This window comes from Mesorhizobium sp. WSM4307, assembly GCF_007003945.1.
In the GTDB taxonomy this organism is placed as follows: Bacteria; Pseudomonadota; Alphaproteobacteria; order Rhizobiales; family Rhizobiaceae; genus Mesorhizobium.
In genome coordinates this window covers 137,729-156,333 of the sequence record NZ_VFTB01000004.1, presented here as the reverse complement: position 1 = coordinate 156,333, position 18,605 = coordinate 137,729, and the positions used below count along the sequence as shown (strand labels likewise).

Here is an 18,605-nt window from a genome sequence, read left to right as displayed (position 1 = left end):
TACGTTTGAGCATGACCTTTGCGGGATCACGCTCTGCAGGGTTACTTGATCGCCTTGTCGGTGATCGCGGTCGTGTAGGCGCCTTTCGGCTCCTTGGTGATGATCTTCTGGTCGAGCAGCGCCTTGGCGGTGCGCTCGTAGGTCGCCGGATCGAGCTTGCCGTCGGCATTGTCGATCAGCTTGGCGACTTCGCTCATCATGCGCTTCTGGTGGTTCTCGTCCTGGCCGCCGCCATCCATGACGATGCCTGCGGCCTCGTCATTGTTGTCGACGGCGTATTTCCAGCCCTTCATCGAGGCGCGCACGAAACGCACCATCTTGTCTGCGAAAACCGGATCCTTGAGCTTGTCTTCCGACGCATAGAGCCCGTCCTCGAGCAGGTCGTTGCCCATCGCCGAATAGTTGAAAACGGTCAGCTGTTCCGGCTTGTAGCCGGCGTCGATCAGCTGCCAGTACTCGTTGTAGGTCATGACCGAGATGCAATCCGCCTGCTTCTGGATCAGCGGCTGCACGTCAAAGCTCTGCTTGAGGACGGTGACGCCGTCCTTGCCGCCATCGGTCTTGAGGCCGAGCTTGTTCATCCAGGCATAGAACGGATATTCATTGCCGAAGAACCAGACGCCCAGCGTATGGCCCTTGAAGTCTGCCTCGGTCTTGATCGGCCCGTCCTTCGGGCAGACCAACTCCATGCCGGCCTTCTTGAAGGGCTGGGCGATGTTGACCAGCGGCACGCCCTTTTCGCGCGCGGCGAGCGCACCGCCCATCCAGTCGACGATGACATCGGCGCCGCCGCCGGCGATCACCTGCTCGGGCGCGATATCGGGGCCACCCGGCTTGATGTCGACGTCGAGGCCTTCTGCTTCATAGAAACCCTTGGCCTTGGCGACATAGTAGCCGGCAAACTGGGCCTGCGTGACCCATTTCAGCTGCAACGTCACCTTGTCGGCGGCCATTGCCTGGAAGGCGGCGAGCGACATCGCGCCGGCCAGAACTGGAATGACAAGTCTTTTCATGTTTTTACCCTCTGAAGTTAGCACCCTTAAACCCACCGCCCCTATCCACCACGGACAGAGGGATGCCAAAACGTGACGGCTCTTTCGACAAGAGCTACCACGCCATAAAAGACCGAACCCGCAAGTGCTGCAACTGCGATTTCGGCCCAGACCATGTCGATGTTCATCCGCCCGACCTCGGTCGAGATGCGGAAGCCCATGCCGACGACGGGCGTGCCAAAGAACTCGGCGACAATGGCGCCGATCAGCGCCAGCGTCGAGTTGATCTTCAGTGCGTTGAAGATGAAGGGAGCGGCGGCCGGCAGCCTGAGCTTGATCAGTGTCGGCCAATAGCCCGACGCGTAGGTGCGCATCAGGTCGCGCTCCATATGGCCTGATGCGGCGAGCCCGGCGACCGTGTTCACCAGCATCGGGAAGAACGTCATGATGATGACGACCGCCGCCTTGGACTGCCAGTCGAAGCCGAACCACATGACCATGATGGGCGCCACGCCGATGATCGGCAGCGCCGAGACCATGTTGCCGATCGGCAAAAGCCCACGCCGCAGGAACGGCACGCGGTCGGCGAGGATGGCGGTGATGAAGCCGGCGCCGCTGCCGACGACATAGCCGAAGATCACCGCCTTGAAGATGGTCTGGCGCACATCGGCGCCGAGCACCGGAAGCGAACCGGCGATGCGCGCGCCGATGGCGCTTGGCGGCGGCAACAGGATGAAGGGGATGCCGGCGCCGCGCGTCACCGCTTCCCAGATGATCAGGATCCAGGCGCCGAAGATGGCGGGGATGACCAGGCGAAGGGCGATCCTGGCCCACTTCTCAATGGGCTGCAACGATGACAGCACTGCCACGCCTCGCCAAGCGAGCAGCCAAGCGCTGGTCAGGAGCAAAAAGTATGGCGCCAGCGTCGCAAGGTTGATCCCAAGCACCCAGGCCGCAATCAAGGCCATGAGATATGGAACCAACACTTCACCTTCGAAATTGCCAATCCCGCGGATCAACAACCAGGCGACTAGATGTGCGCCGATAAGGAGCACCAACGCTTCGACGGCGGGGGCCAACCTGATCATCGAGATCAAGCTAGTCAACACAGCCAAGCTGATCATCGGCCCCCAACTTTGCCAATAATTTAAGCCAGCATTGGGATCCTTAAAGACAACGGCAATCAAGCAAAGCAGAATAGCCAGCACGGCTTGCCAGGAGGGTTTCAGCCAGTTCATGCCGGCCTCCCGCCCATGGCGCGATCGACGATGCGCCCGGCAATGCCGACCACCATGACCAGCAGTGCCGCCACGATCGAACCCGCGACCAGCGCCGACCAGATGTCGATGGACTGGCTGTAATAGGCGCCGGCAAGCAGCTTGGCGCCGATGCCGGCGACAGCACCTGTCGGCAGTTCGCCGACGATGGCGCCGACCAGGCTTGCCGCCACCGCCACCTTCATCGAGGTGAACAGGAACGGCACCGAGGCCGGCACGCGCAGCTTCCAGAAGGTCTGCGAGGCACTGGCATTGTAGGTGTGCATCAGGTCGAGATGCATGATCTCGGGCGAGCGCAGCCCTTTCACCATGCCGACCGTCACCGGGAAGAACGACAGATAGGTCGAGATCATCGCCTTCGGGATCAGCCCGGTGATGCCGATCGCCGCCAACACAACAATGATCATCGGCGCCACCGCCAGGATCGGAATGGTCTGCGAGGCGATGATCCACGGCATCAGGCTGCGGTCGAGCGTCGCCACATGCACGATGCCGACGGCGATGATGATGCCGAGCGCGGTGCCGAAGGCAAAGCCGAGCAGCGTCGACGACAGCGTCACCCAGGCATTGTAGACGAGGCTGCGGCTCGAGGTGATGGGCCGCAGAAACGTGTTCTCGAAGAAGTTCACCGCCACCTGATGCGGCGCCGGCAGCGTCGGCTTCGGCTGCGCCAGCGTCTTGCCGATGAACTCGACGGCGCCGGGCGTTTCGTTGGCCCGGGTGTCGAGATCGCGCTGGAACGGCGCATTGAGGATGACGGCGAAGACATACCAGAGCACGACGACGCCGGCGAGGATGGAGGTCACGGGGACGAGCTTGTCGCGGAAGCTATCCATCTAGAGCTGCCCTTCTCCTCTCCCCGCCGGGGAGAGGGTGGCCGGAGCGAAGCGAAGGCCGGGTGCCTTCGTTTTCGCTGCCGCGACGTTCGTTCTCTTCGTCATCCTAGGGCGGAGCAAGGAGCGAAGCGACGCGGCGCAGACCCTAGGATCCATGCCGTTACCTCGACGCTCCAAAGCGGTGCGGAACATGGCTCCCTGCGTCTCGCGCTGCTTGGCGGGTATTCTCAGCCGTTTGCGCTCTCCGACCGACGTCACGGCATGGATCCTAGGGTCTACGCAGGCTGCTTCGCGCCTGCTCCGCCCTAGGATGACGAAAGCGTAGGGGGCCGCTTGCTTGCCAGGCCGCTCAATCATCATAGCTGTGCCCTGCCCTCAACCCATCGCGCACGCGGGCAGCTATCGCCAAAAACTCCGGTGTCTCGCGGATGTCGAGCGGCCGCTCCTTCGGCAGCGTCGATTCGATGACATCGCTGACGCGGCCCGGGCGCGGCGACATGACGACGATGCGCGTCGACAGATAGACCGCTTCCGGAATGGAGTGGGTGACGAAGCAGATGGTCTTGTTGGTCCGCCCCCACAACTCCAGCAATTGCTCGTTGAGGTGGTCGCGCACGATCTCGTCCAGCGCGCCGAACGGTTCGTCCATTAGCAGCAGGTCGGCGTCGAAGGCCAGCGCTCGGGCGATCGAGGCGCGCTGCTGCATGCCGCCGGAAAGCTGCCAGGGGTATTTCTTCTCGAAGCCCGAGAGGTTGACGAGATCGAGCGTGCGCTTGATGCGTTCCGCCTGCTCCGCCTTCGACAGGCCCATGATCTCCAGCGGCAGCGCGACATTGCGCTCGATGGTGCGCCACGGAAACAGGGCGGCTGCCTGGAAGACATAGCCATAGGCGCGTTTCCCGCGCGCCTGCTCCGCCGTCATGCCGTTGACCGAGATCGTGCCTGATGTCGGTTTCTCCAGATCGGCGATGACGCGCAGCAGCGTGGTCTTGCCGCAGCCCGACGGTCCGATGAAGGAGACGAACTCCCCCTTGCCGATCGTCAGGTCGACATTGGACAGTGCCTGGACGGGGCCGTCATTGGTCTGGAAGGTGAGGCCAAGTTTGCTTGCCGCGACAACGGCTGGCGAAATCCCTGTCATCGGCCGCTGCCTGCCTGTTCCCGCCAAAGGGGCGTCGGCCGGAATCCGATTGCTTTTATCGCGATGTTGTTTTCCACTCGCCCTGTCCCATTGGCCCTGTTCCACGCAAATCGACGCCCGGAGTTTCCCCGATGTCGCCCAAACCCACTTGTCATCTTATCCGCCCAGAAAGCACTTATGAAGGCAAGCAGGGACTGACCTATTTCTCCGGCATCGCCACGGAGTCGGTCGGCTCCTCCGGCATCTGCATGCACGTGCTCACCATGCCGCCCGGCGCCCGTGCCAAGGCGCATCTGCACGAGAACCATGAAACGGCGATCTACGTGCTCTCCGGCGAGGTCCATACCTGGTATGGCGACCGGCTCGAACACCACATCGTCGTCAAGGCCGGCGACCTCTTCTACATTCCGGCCGGCGTGCCGCATCTGCCGGCCAATCTGAGCAACGCCCCGTCCTCGGCCGTCATTGCGCGCACCGACCCAAACGAACAGGAGAGTGTCGTCCTGCTGCCGGAACTGGATGCGCTGGTCGCCTGAGCTCGACGGGATCGCCGTCATTTGCACCGCGAGACTTCCCCCATCACATTGCCGTCCGCATCCGTGATCGTCAGCTTCCTGGTGTTCCTGGCGCTGCGCTTGATGGTGAAATTGGTCGGCTCCTGTCCCTCTTCGCCTTCCGCCTCGCATGTCGCCGTCACCACCAGCGATCCGTCAGCCTGCGCTTGCGTCTTCGTGAACGTGCAGGCGCTGGCGGCGGTAATCAATTCCTTGTCGGTCAAAAGCAGCATCTTGTCGGCGGCGACTTCCTGGCCATTGCGGTTGATGCAGCCATATTTGTCGCCATAGGGTTTCGACAGATCAATGCTTGCCGCGGAAGCTTGTCCCGCCGCCAGCACAAGCGTCATCGCAACAGACAAACCGAAACCGCGCATGCTCATCCCCCAGATCCCAGTGCTCATAACATCACGAACATGACCGCAGCGGCCCCAGTTCCTCAAGACCGGGAATGGCCACGAAGAAGCCATCCGCACCCTCGTTGGTGACCACGATTGTTTCGATCGCCGTTCCCGCCTCGCCTTCGGCGGAACAGGTCGAACGCAGCGATTGCGGACCCGGCACCGGGGTCAATTGCTGCTCGAACCGGCAACCGCTGCCATAGGTCTCGATGCCTTCCGCGGTCAACAGGATATAGGCATCACTGTTCTGGTAACCGGCCTTGATGCCGGCACAGCCGACATCATTGCCCCACGAGCCAGCCAGCACGCCAGCCGCGGACGCCGGGCCACCGGCAACCGCCGCCAAGACCATCGCGATGAGCGCGGCCGAACGCGCCAAGCCTAAACCCCCGTCGCCGGGATGCCCGTGCGTTCCACCTTGCGCGGCGCGGTGATCTCTTTCCACGTCGACAGGGCCCGGTTGACCGCGGCGTTCGGCTCGCGGCCGACGAACTGGCCGTGGCCGGGCTTTGCCTTCACCTCGGCCTCCTCGATCGACAATTCGCCGCGCGAGAAGACGAAGCGCGGCAGGCCGGTCACCTCGACGCCCTCAAACACATTGTAGTCGATCACCGACTGCTGCTTCTTGGCCGAAATCGTCTTCTTGCGCTTCGGATCCCAGACGATGATGTCGGCATCAGCCCCTTCGACGATGGCGCCCTTCTTCGGATACATGTTGAGGATCTTGGCGATGTTGGTCGAGGTCACAGCGACGAACTCGTTCATCGTCAGCCGCCCGGTGTTGACGCCCTTGGTCCACAGCACCGGCAGACGGTCCTCGAGGCCGCCCGTGCCGTTGGGGATCTTGGTGAAATCGCCGACACCGAAACGCTTCTGCTTGGTGGTGAAGGCGCAATGGTCGGTCGCCACCACCTGCAGCGACCCGGCCTGCAGGCCTGCCCACAGCGAATCCTGGTGCAGTCTGTTGCGGAAGGGCGGGCTCATGACGCGGCGCGCCGCATGGTCCCAGTCCTTGTCGAAATACTCGCTCTCGTCGAGCGTCAGGTGCTGGATCAGCGGCTCGCCGAACACGCGCATGCCTTTCTGGCGCGCCCGCCGAATGGCCTCATGCGCCTGCTCGCAGGAGACATGCACGACATAGAGCGGCACGCCGGCCATGTCGGCGATCATGATGGCGCGATTTGTCGCCTCGCCTTCCACTTCCGGCGGCCGCGAATAGGCATGGCCCTCCGGGCCATTGTTGCCGGCGGCGAGCAGTTTCTGCGAAAGTGCGGCAACCACGTCGCCATTCTCGGCATGCACCAGCGGCAGCGCGCCAAGGTCGGCGCAGCGCTGGAACGACGCATACATCTCGTCGTCGTCCACCATCAGCGCGCCCTTGTAGGCCATGAAGTGCTTGAACGAGGTGATGCCCTTGTCGACAACGGTCGCCATCTCGTCGAACACCTGCTTGCCCCACCAGGTGACCGCCATGTGGAAGGAATAGTCGCAGGCAGCTTTCGACGTCTTGTTGTCCCACATCTGCAAGGCTTCGAGCAGTGACTGCTGCGGCGCCGGCAGGCAGAAATCGACCACCATGGTGGTGCCGCCGGCAAGGGCTGCCCGCGTGCCGGATTCGAAATCGTCGGCCGAATAGGTGCCCATGAACGGCATTTCGAGATGGGTGTGCGGGTCGATGCCGCCCGGCATGACATAGCAGCCGGTGGCGTCGTACTCATGGTCGCCATGCAGGTCGGAGCCTATGGCGACGATCTTGCCGTGCTTGACTAGCACATCCGCCTTCCACGTTCGGTCGGCGGTGACGACGGTGCCGTTCTTGATGACTTTGGTCATTTTCTTGTTCCCTTGTTCTCTTCGCGCTTCTTTGCGAGCGGCGTTTGGAATCTCTAGGCTTACTCCACGATGACGGCGGTCTCCACCACCGCGTGGAACAGGACGTCGGCGCCGGCGCCGGCCCATTCCTTGGTGATTTCCTCGGCCTCGTTGTGCGACAACCCGTCGACGCACGGGCACATCACCATGGCGGTCGGCGCGACGCGGTTGATCCAGCAGGCGTCGTGGCCTGCACCGGAGACGATGTTGCGGTGCGTATAGCCGAGCCGATCGGCGGCATCGCGGATGGCCTTCACGCAGCCGGCATCAAAGGTGACCGGATCGAAATGGCCGACCTGCTCGACCTTGTACCGGATGTCGAGCGCCTCGCAGATCGTGTCGATGCCTTCGCGGACGCGCGCATCCATGGCGTCGAGCACTTCCTTCTCGGGCGAGCGGATGTCGATGGTGAAGACGGTGCGGCCGGCGATGATGTTGCGCGAATTGGGATAGGCTTCCATGTGGCCGACCGCGCCGACGGCATCCGGCTGGTAGTCCATGGCGATCTCGTGCACCAGCTCGATCACGCGCGCCATGCCGAGACCGGCATTGCGGCGCTTCGGCATCGGCGTGGAGCCGGTATGGGCTTCCTTGCCGGTCAGCGTCACCTGCAGCCATTTCAGGCCCTGGCCATGGGTGACGACGCCAATGTCGATGTCTTCGTCCTCGAGGATCGGCCCCTGTTCGATATGCAGTTCGAAGAAGGCGTGGATCTTGCGATCGCCGACCTTCTCGGTGCCCTTCCAGCCGATGCGCTCCAGTTCCTCTCCGAATTTCTTGCCGTTCTTGTCCGTGTGCTCATAGACGTCTGCCTGGTCGAGCACGCCGGCGAATACGCCCGACGCCATCATCGCCGGGGCAAAGCGCGCGCCTTCCTCGTTGGTCCAGTTGGTGACGACGATCGGGTGTTTCGTCTTGATGCCGAGATCGTTGAGCGAGCGCACGATCTCCAGGCCGCCGAGGACGCCCAGCACGCCATCATATTTGCCGCCGGTCGGCTGCGTATCGAGATGGCTGCCGACATAGACCGGCGGCAGGCTGGGGTCGGTGCCTTCGCGGCGGGCAAACATCGTGCCCATCTCGTCGACGCCCATTTCGAGCCCGGCATCATCGCACCAGCGCTTGAACAGATGCCGGCCCTCGCCGTCTTCGTCGGTCACGGTCTGGCGATTGTTGCCGCCGGCAATGCCAGGGCCGATCTTCGCCATTTCCATTATCGAATTCCACAAACGGTCTGAATTGATTCGCAGATTCTCGCCGGGTGCGGCCATATAAAATTCCTATGCTGTAAGTTCATCAAGAAACATCTGTGCCAAGCGCGGCTCGCCAGGTTGGTTTGGTCCGTGCGCAGCCCGCAGTTCATTCAGGCGTTGCATCGGGGCAAACATATCCGCAAAACCCAATCTCTCTCGAACTGACGCAAGCTCGATGCCAATCCTCTCAAGCTGCTTTGCACTTTCAGGCATATGCCGTTCTTCAAGATGTGCCGGAACAATGCCACTGTTCTGGTGAAACAGACCCCACCGTCCGCGGGCACAGTCGCCAAGCGCGAGAATCAAGGCGTCAGTGTAGGCAGCCTCAAGCGACTGCCTTTCCTTATCCAATGATGCTTCGCGCTTAGCAGAACCCATTCGCGCTTTCCCTAGTCGATCGACCTCAGCACTTCACGCACATGGTCGATCAGTTCGTTGATCTGGCCCTTGGTGATGATCAGCGGCGGCGACAGCGCGATGATGTCGCCGGTGGTGCGGATCAGCGCGCCGCGCTCGAACGCCTTGACGAAGGCCGAGAAGGCCCGCTTGGTCGGGCTGCCGGCGATCGGCGCCAGTTCGATCGCGCCGATCAGGCCGATGTTGCGGATGTCGATGACATGCGGCTCGCCTTTCAGCGAGTGCAGCGCGTCCTCCCAATAGGGCGCCAGTTCCTCGCCGCGGGTGAGCAGGCCCTCTTCCTTGTAGGTGTCGAGCGTGCCCAAGGCCGCGGCGCAAGCGATCGGGTTGCCCGAATAGGTGTAGCCGTGGAAGAACTCGATCATATGCTCGGGGCCGGTCATGAAGGCGTCGTGGATTTCCTTCTTCACGAACACCGCGCCCATCGGGATGACGCCGTTGGAGACGCCCTTGGCGGTGGTCATGATGTCGGGCGTGACGCCGAAATAGTCGGCCGCGAACGGCGCGCCGAGACGGCCGAAGCCGGTGATGACCTCGTCGAAGATCAAAAGGATGCCGTGCTTGGTGCAGATTTCACGCAGCTTCTGCAGATAGCCCTTGGGCGGCAGGATGACGCCGGTGGAGCCGGCGACCGGCTCGACGATGACCGCTGCGATGGTTGAGGCGTCATGCAGGGTAACAATGCGCTCCAGTTCGTTGGCGAGCTCCGCGCCATATTCCGGCACACCCTTCGAGAAGGCGTTCTTTTCCGGCAGATGCGTATGCGGCATATGGTCGACGCCGCCGAGCAGCGTGCCGAACATCTTGCGGTTGGAGACGATGCCGCCGACCGAGATGCCGCCGAAATTGACGCCGTGATAGCCGCGCTCGCGGCCGATCAGACGGGTACGGGCACCCTCGCCCTTCATGCGATGATAGGCGATCGCCATCTTCAGCGCCGTCTCGACCGATTCCGAACCCGAATTGGTGAAGAAGACATGGTCCATGCCCTTGGGCGCGATGTCGACCAGGCGGTTGGCCAGCTCGAACACGATGGGATGGCCCATCTGGAAGGCCGGCGCGTAGTCGAGTTCGGCGGCCTGGTGCTGGATCGCCTCGGTGATCTTCGGCCGGCAGTGGCCGGCGTTGACGCACCACAGACCGGCGGTGCCGTCGAGCACCTTGCGGCCATCGCTGGTCGTGTAGTGCATGTCCTTGGCGGACACGAACATGCGTGGCGCCTGCTTGAACTGCCGGTTTGCCGTGAACGGCATCCAGAATGCACTGAGATCGTTCGGCGTGACTTTCAGCCGGTTGGACATGACCAAGACTTCCCCTTGTAACCTGTTTCGGTGCGTCCAACGCTTGGTCTTTGCGCCGTTTTCATGCTACGCAAATTTTTGACCGATTGGACAAACGTTAGCACCGCCCTGTCGGCGGTCAAGGGATTACTAGCGGAAATGCGGCTCCTGAAGTGCGTTCCACAGCCTAGGGAAAAACTGGTCCAGAGAATTGGTCCAGATGACCGCCAACATGAGGGTTCGCAACGGTGAACACCGGCACGGAAGCCCCTCGCCGCACCCGCATCCAGCAGGAAAAGCGCGAACTCATCCTCGAGGCCGCGCTCGAAGTGTTCTCCACCCATGGCTTCCGCGGCTCGACCATCGACCAGATCGCCGAAGCCGCCGGCATGTCGAAACCGAACCTGCTCTATTACTTCCGCCGCAAGGAGGACATTCACGAGACCTTGATGCTGCGCCTGCTCGACACCTGGCTTGCGCCGCTGCGCGAACTCGACGACATCGGCGATCCCCTGACCGAGCTCAGGAGCTACATCAGGCGAAAGCTCGAAATGGCGCGCGATTTCCCGCGCGAGAGCCGGCTGTTCGCCAACGAAATCCTGCAAGGCGCGCCGCGCATCATGCCGCTGCTGGCTGGCGATCTGAAGACGCTGGTCGACGAGAAGGCCACCGTCATCAAGGGCTGGATGCGCGCCGGCAAGATCGCCCGCACCGACCCCTGGCACCTGATCTTCTCGATCTGGGCGACGACGCAGCACTACGCCGATTTCGACGTCCAGGTGCGCGCCGTGCTGGGACCGAACCGTGGCGGCGACGGGCGCTTCGAGGACGCGGCAAGATTCCTGGAGCAGTTGTTCCTGGATGGGCTGAAGCCGAAGGGCTGACCCCCGCCGGCTCAGGCGCTACGCCGCTCGGCCGGAAGCGCGTCCAGCAAGGATTGCAGCTTGGCAATCGAGTTCTGCTCGGCGAGCGGCGTGTAGACGACCAGCCTCATGTCAGAACCATCGTCGATCGACAGGCTCATATGCTCGAATGTCATCGCACCCGCAACGGGGTGCCGCAGGTGCTTCAGCCCGGTCAGTCTTCGTGCCACGTCCCTCAGGGGCCACCAGTCACGGAACTCGGGGCTCGAGCGCATCATAAGCGCGATCAGCCGGTCGAAATCGGGATCACCGACATATTTGGCGCTCTCCGCGCGAAACGACGCGAGCACCACGCGGGCGAGTTCTTCCCAGTCGACCAGCAAACGGCGGTGGTGCGGGCTGGTGAACACCATGTGGACGATGTTGCGGGCGTCACCCTCGAGAAGGCCATAGTCGCCGAACACCGCCACGGCCGCGTCATTCCAGGCCAGCACGTCCCAGCGTCGGCCAACGACGTAGGCGGGTTGCAGGACGAGGCTTTGCAACATGTGCAGCAAGGGACCATCGGCCTTTTCCGGCGCGGCGACGCGGCGCTCCGGCTGCTGACGCCCGGCAAGGATGAACAGGTGCCGCTTCTCGACGGCGTCGAGGCGCAGCGCCTCGCTTAACGCCGTCAGCACCTCCACGGAAGGCCGCACGTCCCTGCCCTGTTCCAGCCAGGTGTACCAAGTGGTGCCGACGCCGGCGATCATCGCCACCTCTTCGCGGCGCAGGCCCGGCGTGCGGCGCCTGAGGCCGGTCGAGATGCCGGTCGCCGAGGGTGTCAGCCTTTCGCGCCGCGAGCGCAGGAAAGCGCCAAGCTCGCGCCGGCGGCTGTCTTCAGCGGAATGGGAGTGAGCATCCATGCTTCTTATTATAGCAGTATTGATACCAGGATAAAGTTTGAACTGTTTGAGATCGGCCAGACGTCCCATCTTGCGTTCAGAGCAGCAGACAGGAGGCTCTGGACATGGACCTGAAAGACAAGACAATCCTCATCACCGGCTCGACCGACGGCGTCGGCCGCGTCGTCGCGCAACGGCTGGGTGCCGCCGGCGCCCGGGTGCTGGTGCATGGCCGCGATGCGGCGCGCGGCAAGGCAGCGGTCGCCGAGATCGAAGTCGCCGGCGGCAAGGCCGAATTCCTCGCGGCCGACCTTGCTTCGCTGGCCGAAATTCGCCGCCTCGCCGAGGCGGTACGTGCCCGGACGAACCGGCTCGATATCCTCATCAACAATGCCGGCATCGGCACGGCAGGCGCCAAACGGCAGGTCAGTGCCGATGGCTACGAACTGCGCTTCGCCGTCAACTATCTCGCCGGTTTCCTGCTGACCTCGGAGCTTCTGCCGCTGCTGAAGGCCAGCGCTCCGGCGCGCATCGTCAACGTCGCCTCGGCCGGCCAGCAAGCGATCGATTTCGGCGACGTGATGCTCACCCACGGCTATAGCGGCGTGCGCGCCTATTGCCAGAGCAAGCTGGCGCAAATCCTGTTCACCGTCGATCTGGCGGAAGAGCTGAAAGGCACCGGCGTCACCGTCAACGCGCTGCATCCGGCAAGCTACATGAACACCACCATGGTCCGGCAGGCCGGCGTGACGCCATGGAGTTCGGTCGAGACCGGCGCCGAAGCCATCGTCAACCTCGCCGCCGCTCCCGCGCTCGAAGGCCGCAGCGGCCTCTATTTCGACGGACTGCGCGAAGCCCGCGCCGATGCCCAGGCCTACGACGCCAGGGCACGGCAACAATTGCGAAGCGTCAGCCTCGACCTTGTCGGCCCGGCCTCCTCAAAATCCAGGGAACAGCACTCATGACCAACAGAACCGAACACACAGTCATCATCGGCGGCTCATCCGGCATCGGCCTGGCGACCGCGCGAAAACTGCTCGGCCCGGGCATGAAGGTGACGATCACCGGGCGCAACCAGGACAAGCTCATCGGCGCCTGGAAGAGCCTCGGCGGCGCCGCCGACAAGGCCGCGTTCGATGCGTCGAAGCCGGACGAGGTCCGCCAGTTCTTCGAGCGCCTCGGCCCGTTCGACCACCTCGTCCTGGCGGCCAGCGGCGGCAAGGGCCTTGGCCCGTTCGAGACGCTTGACCTTGCCGATCTCGGCAGCGGCGTCGACGAGAAGGTGCGGCCGCAACTTTCCTGCCTGCAGGCGGCCTTGCCGACGCTGAACAAATCGGGCTCGGTCACCTTCATTTCGGCGGTGTCGGCTCAGGCCACAATGCCTGGCATCGCCGGCATCGGCGCCATCAACGGCATGCTCTTGACCGTGGCGCCGATCCTCGCGGTCGAACTGAAGCCCTTGCGCGTCAACGTCGTGGCGCCCGGCGTCATCGACACGCCGTGGTGGGACTTTTTACCCGACGACCAGCGGCAGGCGGTCTTTGCCGAATATGCCGGCAAGACGCCTGTGGGCCGCATCGGCCGCGCCGAGGACGTCGCCTCCGCGATAGCCTTCCTCGTCTCGAACGGCTTCATGACCGGCCAGGTGCTGACCTGCGATGGCGGGTTGCGGTTCGCGGCCTGAGTTAGACCCTCAGAGCGTCTGCGCGATCAACGTCAGGAAACCGCCGCCCAGCGCGACATTGCCGACGAAGCCGTTGATGCGCGCCGCGCGGTCCGGGCCCTGATGGTCCCAGAAATTGTGGAACATCGGCGTGGCGACGATCAGGAACAGCACCAGCACCGCGCAGGCGAGTGCCGTCCACAGGCCGGCCATCACCAGGACACCGGCGATGATCTGGAGCACAATGCCGGCCCACAGCGCAAGCCGCGCTTGCGGCACGCCGCGCGCGGCCATCAGCGCGGTCAGGAAAGCGGCGTTCAGGATATTGCGCAGGCCGGCGAAGACAAAGGCGCCGCCAAGCACCAGGCGGCCTACAAACAACAAGATCGATGGCAAATCGGTAGGCATAAAACACCCCCTTTGAAAAACAATCGGAGCGCCGCCTCCTCGACGGCGCTCCAATGGCGACAAAATCAGGCGGCCTTGGCGGCCGGCATCGGATGAATGGCCTGGAACGGGATGCACAGCCGGTTCCAGGTGTTGATCATGCCGAGCGCGACGGACAGCTTGACCAGTTCCTCTTCCGAGAAATGCTCAAGCGTGCGGGCATAGAGCTCATCCGACACACCATTGTTGGCGATCAGGGTCACCGCCTCGGTCCAGGCGAAAGCGGCGCGCTCGCGTTCGGAAAACAGCGGCGATTCCTTCCAGGCCGCGACGAGATAGAGCCGCTGCTCGGTTTCGCCGTCGCGCCGCGCCTCGCGGCTGTGCATCTCGACGCAGAAGGAACAGCCATTGATCTGCGAGGCCCTGAGCTTGATCAGATGCAGCAGGCTGGCCTCCAGCCCGCATTCGTCGACCGCCTTGTTGAGCGCCGATACCGCCTTCATGATCTCCGGCGCCTTGGCGAAAAACTGCATCCTCTGTTTCATCTGATATCCTTTCACATCTGCTTTGGCGGGGTTGAACTGGATTTCTGCGGCCGCTGGTGGCGCGCCACGAAGGCGCAGCTCGCGGCAAAGGATCTGGGATCGCCTTCCGCCGCGTAGTCCGCCACGATGTCGGACAGCTTCACTTCAGCAAGCGCGGCCCGATAGGCGCGCTCGGCCTTGAGCATCGCGGCATTGATGCCGCAGGGTTTGACATAGGCCGAGGCATCGATCTTGACCGGCCCGTTGCGGCGGATTTCGCCGCAGCGAAATGCGGGTTCGCGCCCTTCTATGGCCAGCACGATATCGAGCAGGGTGATGCCTTCGGCCGCCCGCGCCAGCCGGTAGCCGCCAGCCGGCCCCGGCACCGATTCAAGAATGCTGGCGGCGGCCAGCATGTTGAGATGCTTCAGCAGATAGCTGGGCGACAGTCCGAAACACTCGGCGAGAGCAGCACCCGGCATGGTGCTGTTGCCCTCGACGCTCGCAAGCGTGGCCGCGCAATGGATGGCCGCCTCAACGCCCTCGCCCAGCTTCATGATGCCGATTTCCTATTCATGGATACTATTTATCGTGGATAATTGTTGTCCGCAATAGGAAAAAGAAAAACGGCACCCGAAGGCGCCGTTTTTGCGTGTCTGTGGCTACTCCGCGGCCACCTTGGCCATCGGATTGTTCGGATGCGTCGTCCAGTTGGCGTAGATCGGCGACACCGGCTTGCCGGTGCGCTGGTCCATGACGCCGGCAGCCAGCGGCTCCATGGAGATGCAGTTCTCGACCGGGCAGACATTGACGCACAGATTGCAGCCGACGCATTCGGCCTCGATCACCTCGAAGTGTCTCACGCCATTGACCACGCTGGTGATGGCCTGGTGCGAAGTGTCCTCGCAGGCGATGTGGCAGCGGCCACACTTGATGCAGGCGTCCTGGTCGATATGCGCCTTGGCGACATAGTTGAGGTTGAGATACTGCCAATCGGTGACGTTGGGCGTGGCGCGGCCGATAATGTCGTCGAGCGAGCGGTGGCCCTTCTCGTCCATCCAGTTTTCCAGACCGGCGATCATCTCCTGCACGATCTTGAAGCCGTAGGTCATCGCCGCTGTGCACACCTGCACGTTGCCGGCGCCGAGCGCCATGAATTCAGCGGCGTCGCGCCAGGTGGTGATGCCGCCAATGCCGGAGATCGGCAGGCCGTGTGTCTCCGGATCGCGCGCGATTTCGGCCACCATGTTCATGGCGATGGGCTTCACCGCCGGGCCGCAATAGCCGCCATGCGAGCCTTTGCCGTCGATGGTCGGCATCGGCGCGAAACTGTCGAGGTCGACACCGGTGATCGAATTGATGGTGTTGATCAGCGACACCGCGTCGGTGCCGCCGGCATGTGCCGCCCGCGCGGGCTTGCGGATATCGGTGATGTTGGGCGTCAGCTTGGTGATGACGGGCATGCGCGTATACTGCTTGCACCAGCGCACCACCATTTCGATATATTCCGGCACCTGGCCGACGGCCGCGCCCATGCCGCGTTCCGACATGCCGTGCGGGCAGCCGAAATTGAGCTCGATGCCGTCGGCCCCGGTCTCCTCGACCAGCGGCAGGATGGCTTTCCAGCTTGCCTCTTCGCAAGGCACCATGATCGAGGCGACGAGGGCGCGGTCGGGCCAGTCCATCTTGACCTGCTTCATCTCGCGCAGGTTGGTCTGCAGGTCGCGGTCGGTGATCAGTTCGATGTTGTTGAGGCCGAGCAGGCGCCGGTCGGCGCCCCATATCGCGCCATAGCGCGGGCCGTTGACGTTGACGACCGGCGGGCCTTCCTCGCCCAGCGTCTTCCACACCACGCCACCCCAGCCTGCCTTGAAGGCGCGGATGACGTTGTAGGCCTTGTCGGTGGGCGGTGCCGAGGCCAGCCAGAACGGATTTGGCGATTTGATGCCGACGAAATTGTTGCGGAGGTCTGCCATGACAGGTCCCTTTCAGCCGAGACGAAGAAGCAGTTCAACGGGTGCGAGAATGCCGCCTTCAAGCGCGGCGGTGACATTGGCGATCTTGGTGCCGGCGTCTTCGCCCATGACGAGGCCGACGCCGGGCGGCGGCTTCTTGCCTTCCGCTTGCGCGGCGGCCATCCGGGCACGTATCGCGGCGAAGAATTCGACGGCGAAAGCACCGCGCCGCCGCTCGGCGACGACGGAGAAGCCGGAAGCCGTGGCAGCCGAGCGATAGTCGTCGGGCGTGGCAACGAAGGACATGCTCTCATCCGATGCCCATGGCAGCGGATAGGTCAGCGCGCCATCCTTGAGCCGCATCACGTCGTAGACGGCAAAGACGCCGCCCGGCTTGAGCACACGCGCGGCCTCGCTCATCAGCTTTTTCTTGTCAGGAAGGTTCATGCCGACATGCAGGATCATGGCCGCGTCGAAGCTGGCATCGGCGAATGGCATGTCCAGCGCACTGCCTTGCACGAAGTGCGTCCTGTCGACCATGCCCGCGCGCTTCGACAGGCTGGTCGCGATGTCGACATAACTTTGCGTAAGATCGATGCCGGTGACGTCGGCGCCGGCTTCGTTGGCGGCAAAACGGGCGGGACCGCCCACCCCCGATCCGATATCGAGCAGCCCGGCTCCCGGCTTCAAACCCATCTGCCCGATGAGTTCCCTTGTGGCGGCGATGCCGCCAATGTGGAATTCGTCGACCGCCTCAAGATCGCCGGCGCGCAGATGGGCAATGTCCACCCCGGTATCGGCGAGCGCGGCAAGGATGCGCTGCTCGAGGCCCGCTATGTCGTAGTGACGGGCGATGCCCGGTTCCACCGTGGCCATGATCCTTATCCCTGCGTCAGACTCCTGTGCATGCTCTCGGCAGCGTCACGGCCCTGCGCGACCGCCGAAACGGTCAGGTCGTCGCCGCCAAAGATGCAGTCGCCGCCGGCCCAGACTTTCGCCAGCGAGGTGCGCCCTTCCCCATCGACCTTTATACGCCCGGCTTCGAGCTCGATCGAGGCCTCGCTGCCGTTGAGCGCGGCCGGGATAAAGCTCTGGCCGATCGCCTTGAACACCTGGTCGGCGACAAGCGTCAGCGTCTCGCCGGTACCGGCAAGCTTGTCGCCCTTCAATGCCGTGTATTCGAGTTCGATGCCCGACACCTGGCCGGCGTCGGTGATCACCCGCTTCGGCTGCAGCCAATGGCGGATGGTGACGCCATTGGCGGCGGCCAGGTCCTGCTCGAACTCCGAGGCGTTCATGTGCTCCTGGCCGCGCCTGTAGCAGATCGTCACCTCCTCGGCGCCGAGCAGCTTCGACTGCACGGCGGCGTCGATCGCCGTCATGCCGCCGCCGATGACGACGACGCGGCGGCCGACAGGCAGGCTGGCGAGATCGCTGGCCTGGCGCAGCTCGGCGATGAACTCCACCGCATTGGTGATGCCGGCGGCATCCTCGCCATCGGCGCGCAGCGCGTTGACGCCGCCAAGCCCCATGCCGAGGAACACCGCATCGTAGTTGCGGATCAGGTCGGAGAGCTGGTAGTCGCGGCCGAGCGCCTTGCCGTTCTGGATGTCGATGCCGCCGATCGCGGTGACATAGTCGACCTCGGCCTGGGCGAAATTGTCGACGCTCTTATAGGCGGCGATGCCGTATTCGTTGAGGCCGCCGGCCTTCGGCCGCGCCTCCAGTATGGTCACGTCATGGCCATGGCGGGCTAGCCGGTGCGCAGCGGCAAGGCCGGCCGGGCCGGCGCCGACCACGGCAATGGTCTTTCCGGTCGGCTCCGGGCGCGCGTAGAACTGCTTGTTCTCGGCCATCGCGACATCGGTGGCGTAGCGCTGCAGGCGGCCGATCTGCACCGGCTTGCCTTCCGCCACCTCACGCACGCAGACCTCTTCGCACAGCGTCTCGGTCGGGCAGACGCGGGCGCACATGCCGCCCAAAATGTTCTGATCGAAGATGGTCTTGGCCGAGCCGATCGGATTGCCGGTCGAGATCTGGCGGATGAACAGTGGAATGTCGATCGAGGTCGGACACGCGTTCATGCACGGCGCGTCGTAGCAGAAATAGCAGCGGTCGGATTCGACCAGCGCCTCGTGGTGATCGAGCGGCGGATGCAGGTCGGAAAAATTGTCCGCATACTGCTCGGCTGGAAGCCGGCCGCCGACGATACCTTCCTTGAACTGGCCTTCTGGCATTGTCAGTTCCCCTTGTTTTCGTTTTGGGGAAGGCTAGCACGTTTTATTTTTTTATCAATTGGTCAATTT

21 protein-coding genes are annotated in these 18,605 nt (G+C 63.4%); 4 read left to right on the top strand and 17 right to left on the bottom strand.

The window, feature by feature from the left end:
• Nucleotides 1–41: 41 nt before the first annotated feature.
• From FJV83_RS10780 to FJV83_RS10760, 4 genes are all read right to left on the bottom strand, one after another.
• Nucleotides 42–1,013, bottom strand: coding sequence for an ABC transporter substrate-binding protein (locus tag FJV83_RS10780; protein WP_142885086.1), 972 nt, complete (start codon nt 1,011–1,013; stop codon nt 42–44).
• 41 nt (nt 1,014–1,054) lie between these two features.
• Nucleotides 1,055–2,230, bottom strand: coding sequence for an ABC transporter permease (locus FJV83_RS10775; RefSeq protein ID WP_142885085.1), 1,176 nt, complete (start codon nt 2,228–2,230; stop codon nt 1,055–1,057).
• Entirely contained in the window at nt 2,227–3,105 is an 879-nt protein-coding gene (locus FJV83_RS10770) for an ABC transporter permease (protein ID WP_095773899.1), read from the bottom strand. The genes FJV83_RS10775 and FJV83_RS10770 overlap by 4 nt, the downstream gene beginning before the upstream one ends.
• A 349-nt stretch (nt 3,106–3,454) precedes the next feature.
• Nucleotides 3,455–4,246 (bottom strand): ABC transporter ATP-binding protein, encoded by a 792-nt coding sequence (locus FJV83_RS10760; RefSeq protein ID WP_095773897.1) that lies wholly within the window; start codon nt 4,244–4,246, stop codon nt 3,455–3,457.
• Between the two features lie 131 nt (nt 4,247–4,377).
• Here FJV83_RS10760 and FJV83_RS10755 point away from each other — a divergent pair, with 131 nt between their 5' ends.
• Nucleotides 4,378–4,782, top strand: coding sequence for a cupin domain-containing protein (locus FJV83_RS10755; protein WP_095773896.1), 405 nt, complete (start codon nt 4,378–4,380; stop codon nt 4,780–4,782).
• Between the two features lie 17 nt (nt 4,783–4,799).
• On the opposite strand, the gene FJV83_RS10750 is transcribed toward FJV83_RS10755, so the two are convergent.
• Genes FJV83_RS10750 through FJV83_RS10725 form a run of 6 tightly spaced genes read right to left on the bottom strand, consistent with a single transcriptional unit; the run spans nt 4,800 to nt 10,044 of the window.
• Nucleotides 4,800–5,177: a hypothetical protein gene (locus tag FJV83_RS10750; protein ID WP_245437623.1), complete on the bottom strand. Its 378-nt coding sequence runs from the start codon at nt 5,175–5,177 to the stop codon at nt 4,800–4,802.
• A 31-nt stretch (nt 5,178–5,208) separates the two neighbouring features.
• Entirely contained in the window at nt 5,209–5,580 is a 372-nt protein-coding gene (locus FJV83_RS10745; RefSeq protein WP_142885083.1) for a hypothetical protein, read from the bottom strand.
• A 2-nt stretch (nt 5,581–5,582) separates the two neighbouring features.
• Entirely contained in the window at nt 5,583–7,034 is a 1,452-nt protein-coding gene (gene hydA, locus FJV83_RS10740; RefSeq protein WP_095773893.1) for a dihydropyrimidinase, read from the bottom strand.
• Nucleotides 7,035–7,093: 59 nt separating this feature from the next.
• Nucleotides 7,094–8,344 carry a Zn-dependent hydrolase gene (locus FJV83_RS10735; protein ID WP_142885082.1) on the bottom strand — a complete coding sequence of 417 codons (1,251 nt, stop codon included), beginning with the start codon at nt 8,342–8,344 and terminating at the stop codon, nt 7,094–7,096.
• A gap of 9 nt (nt 8,345–8,353) precedes the next feature.
• Entirely contained in the window at nt 8,354–8,704 is a 351-nt protein-coding gene (locus FJV83_RS10730) for a hypothetical protein (RefSeq protein ID WP_140889532.1), read from the bottom strand.
• 11 nt (nt 8,705–8,715) lie between these two features.
• Nucleotides 8,716–10,044, bottom strand: coding sequence for an aspartate aminotransferase family protein (locus FJV83_RS10725; protein WP_095773891.1), 1,329 nt, complete (start codon nt 10,042–10,044; stop codon nt 8,716–8,718).
• A 227-nt stretch (nt 10,045–10,271) separates the two neighbouring features.
• Here FJV83_RS10725 and FJV83_RS10720 point away from each other — a divergent pair, with 227 nt between their 5' ends.
• Complete coding sequence (locus tag FJV83_RS10720; protein ID WP_142877789.1) at nt 10,272–10,907, top strand: TetR family transcriptional regulator C-terminal domain-containing protein; 636 nt, start codon at nt 10,272–10,274, stop codon at nt 10,905–10,907.
• An 11-nt stretch (nt 10,908–10,918) separates the two neighbouring features.
• On the opposite strand, the gene FJV83_RS10715 is transcribed toward FJV83_RS10720, so the two are convergent.
• Complete coding sequence (locus FJV83_RS10715) at nt 10,919–11,791, bottom strand: helix-turn-helix transcriptional regulator (protein WP_142885081.1); 873 nt, start codon at nt 11,789–11,791, stop codon at nt 10,919–10,921.
• 104 nt (nt 11,792–11,895) lie between these two features.
• Here FJV83_RS10715 and FJV83_RS10710 point away from each other — a divergent pair, with 104 nt between their 5' ends.
• A complete protein-coding gene (locus FJV83_RS10710) occupies nt 11,896–12,735 on the top strand; it encodes an SDR family oxidoreductase (protein ID WP_142885080.1) in 840 nt (279 codons plus the stop codon).
• Nucleotides 12,732–13,454 carry an SDR family oxidoreductase gene (locus FJV83_RS10705; protein ID WP_142885079.1) on the top strand — a complete coding sequence of 241 codons (723 nt, stop codon included), beginning with the start codon at nt 12,732–12,734 and terminating at the stop codon, nt 13,452–13,454. The genes FJV83_RS10710 and FJV83_RS10705 overlap by 4 nt, the downstream gene beginning before the upstream one ends.
• Nucleotides 13,455–13,463: 9 nt before the next feature.
• Here the strand turns inward: FJV83_RS10705 and FJV83_RS10700 are convergent, their stop codons facing one another.
• The 6 genes from FJV83_RS10700 to FJV83_RS10675 all read right to left on the bottom strand — a co-directional run bounded on the left by FJV83_RS10700 (nt 13,464) and on the right by FJV83_RS10675 (nt 18,536).
• The gene (locus tag FJV83_RS10700; protein ID WP_142885078.1) at nt 13,464–13,841 is read right to left on the bottom strand and encodes a DoxX family protein; all 378 of its coding nucleotides are present in this window, start codon (nt 13,839–13,841) and stop codon (nt 13,464–13,466) included.
• 65 nt (nt 13,842–13,906) lie between these two features.
• Nucleotides 13,907–14,365: a carboxymuconolactone decarboxylase family protein gene (locus tag FJV83_RS10695; protein WP_095773885.1), complete on the bottom strand. Its 459-nt coding sequence runs from the start codon at nt 14,363–14,365 to the stop codon at nt 13,907–13,909.
• Between the two features lie 11 nt (nt 14,366–14,376).
• Nucleotides 14,377–14,901 (bottom strand): Rrf2 family transcriptional regulator, encoded by a 525-nt coding sequence (locus FJV83_RS10690; RefSeq protein ID WP_142885077.1) that lies wholly within the window; start codon nt 14,899–14,901, stop codon nt 14,377–14,379.
• A gap of 105 nt (nt 14,902–15,006) precedes the next feature.
• Entirely contained in the window at nt 15,007–16,320 is a 1,314-nt protein-coding gene (gene preA / locus FJV83_RS10685) for an NAD-dependent dihydropyrimidine dehydrogenase subunit PreA (RefSeq protein ID WP_095773883.1), read from the bottom strand.
• Between the two features lie 12 nt (nt 16,321–16,332).
• Nucleotides 16,333–17,175: a methyltransferase domain-containing protein gene (locus FJV83_RS10680; RefSeq protein ID WP_142885076.1), complete on the bottom strand. Its 843-nt coding sequence runs from the start codon at nt 17,173–17,175 to the stop codon at nt 16,333–16,335.
• Nucleotides 17,176–17,180: 5 nt separating this feature from the next.
• Nucleotides 17,181–18,536, bottom strand: coding sequence for an NAD(P)-dependent oxidoreductase (locus tag FJV83_RS10675; protein WP_142885075.1), 1,356 nt, complete (start codon nt 18,534–18,536; stop codon nt 17,181–17,183).
• Between the last annotated feature and the right edge of the window lie 69 nt (nt 18,537–18,605).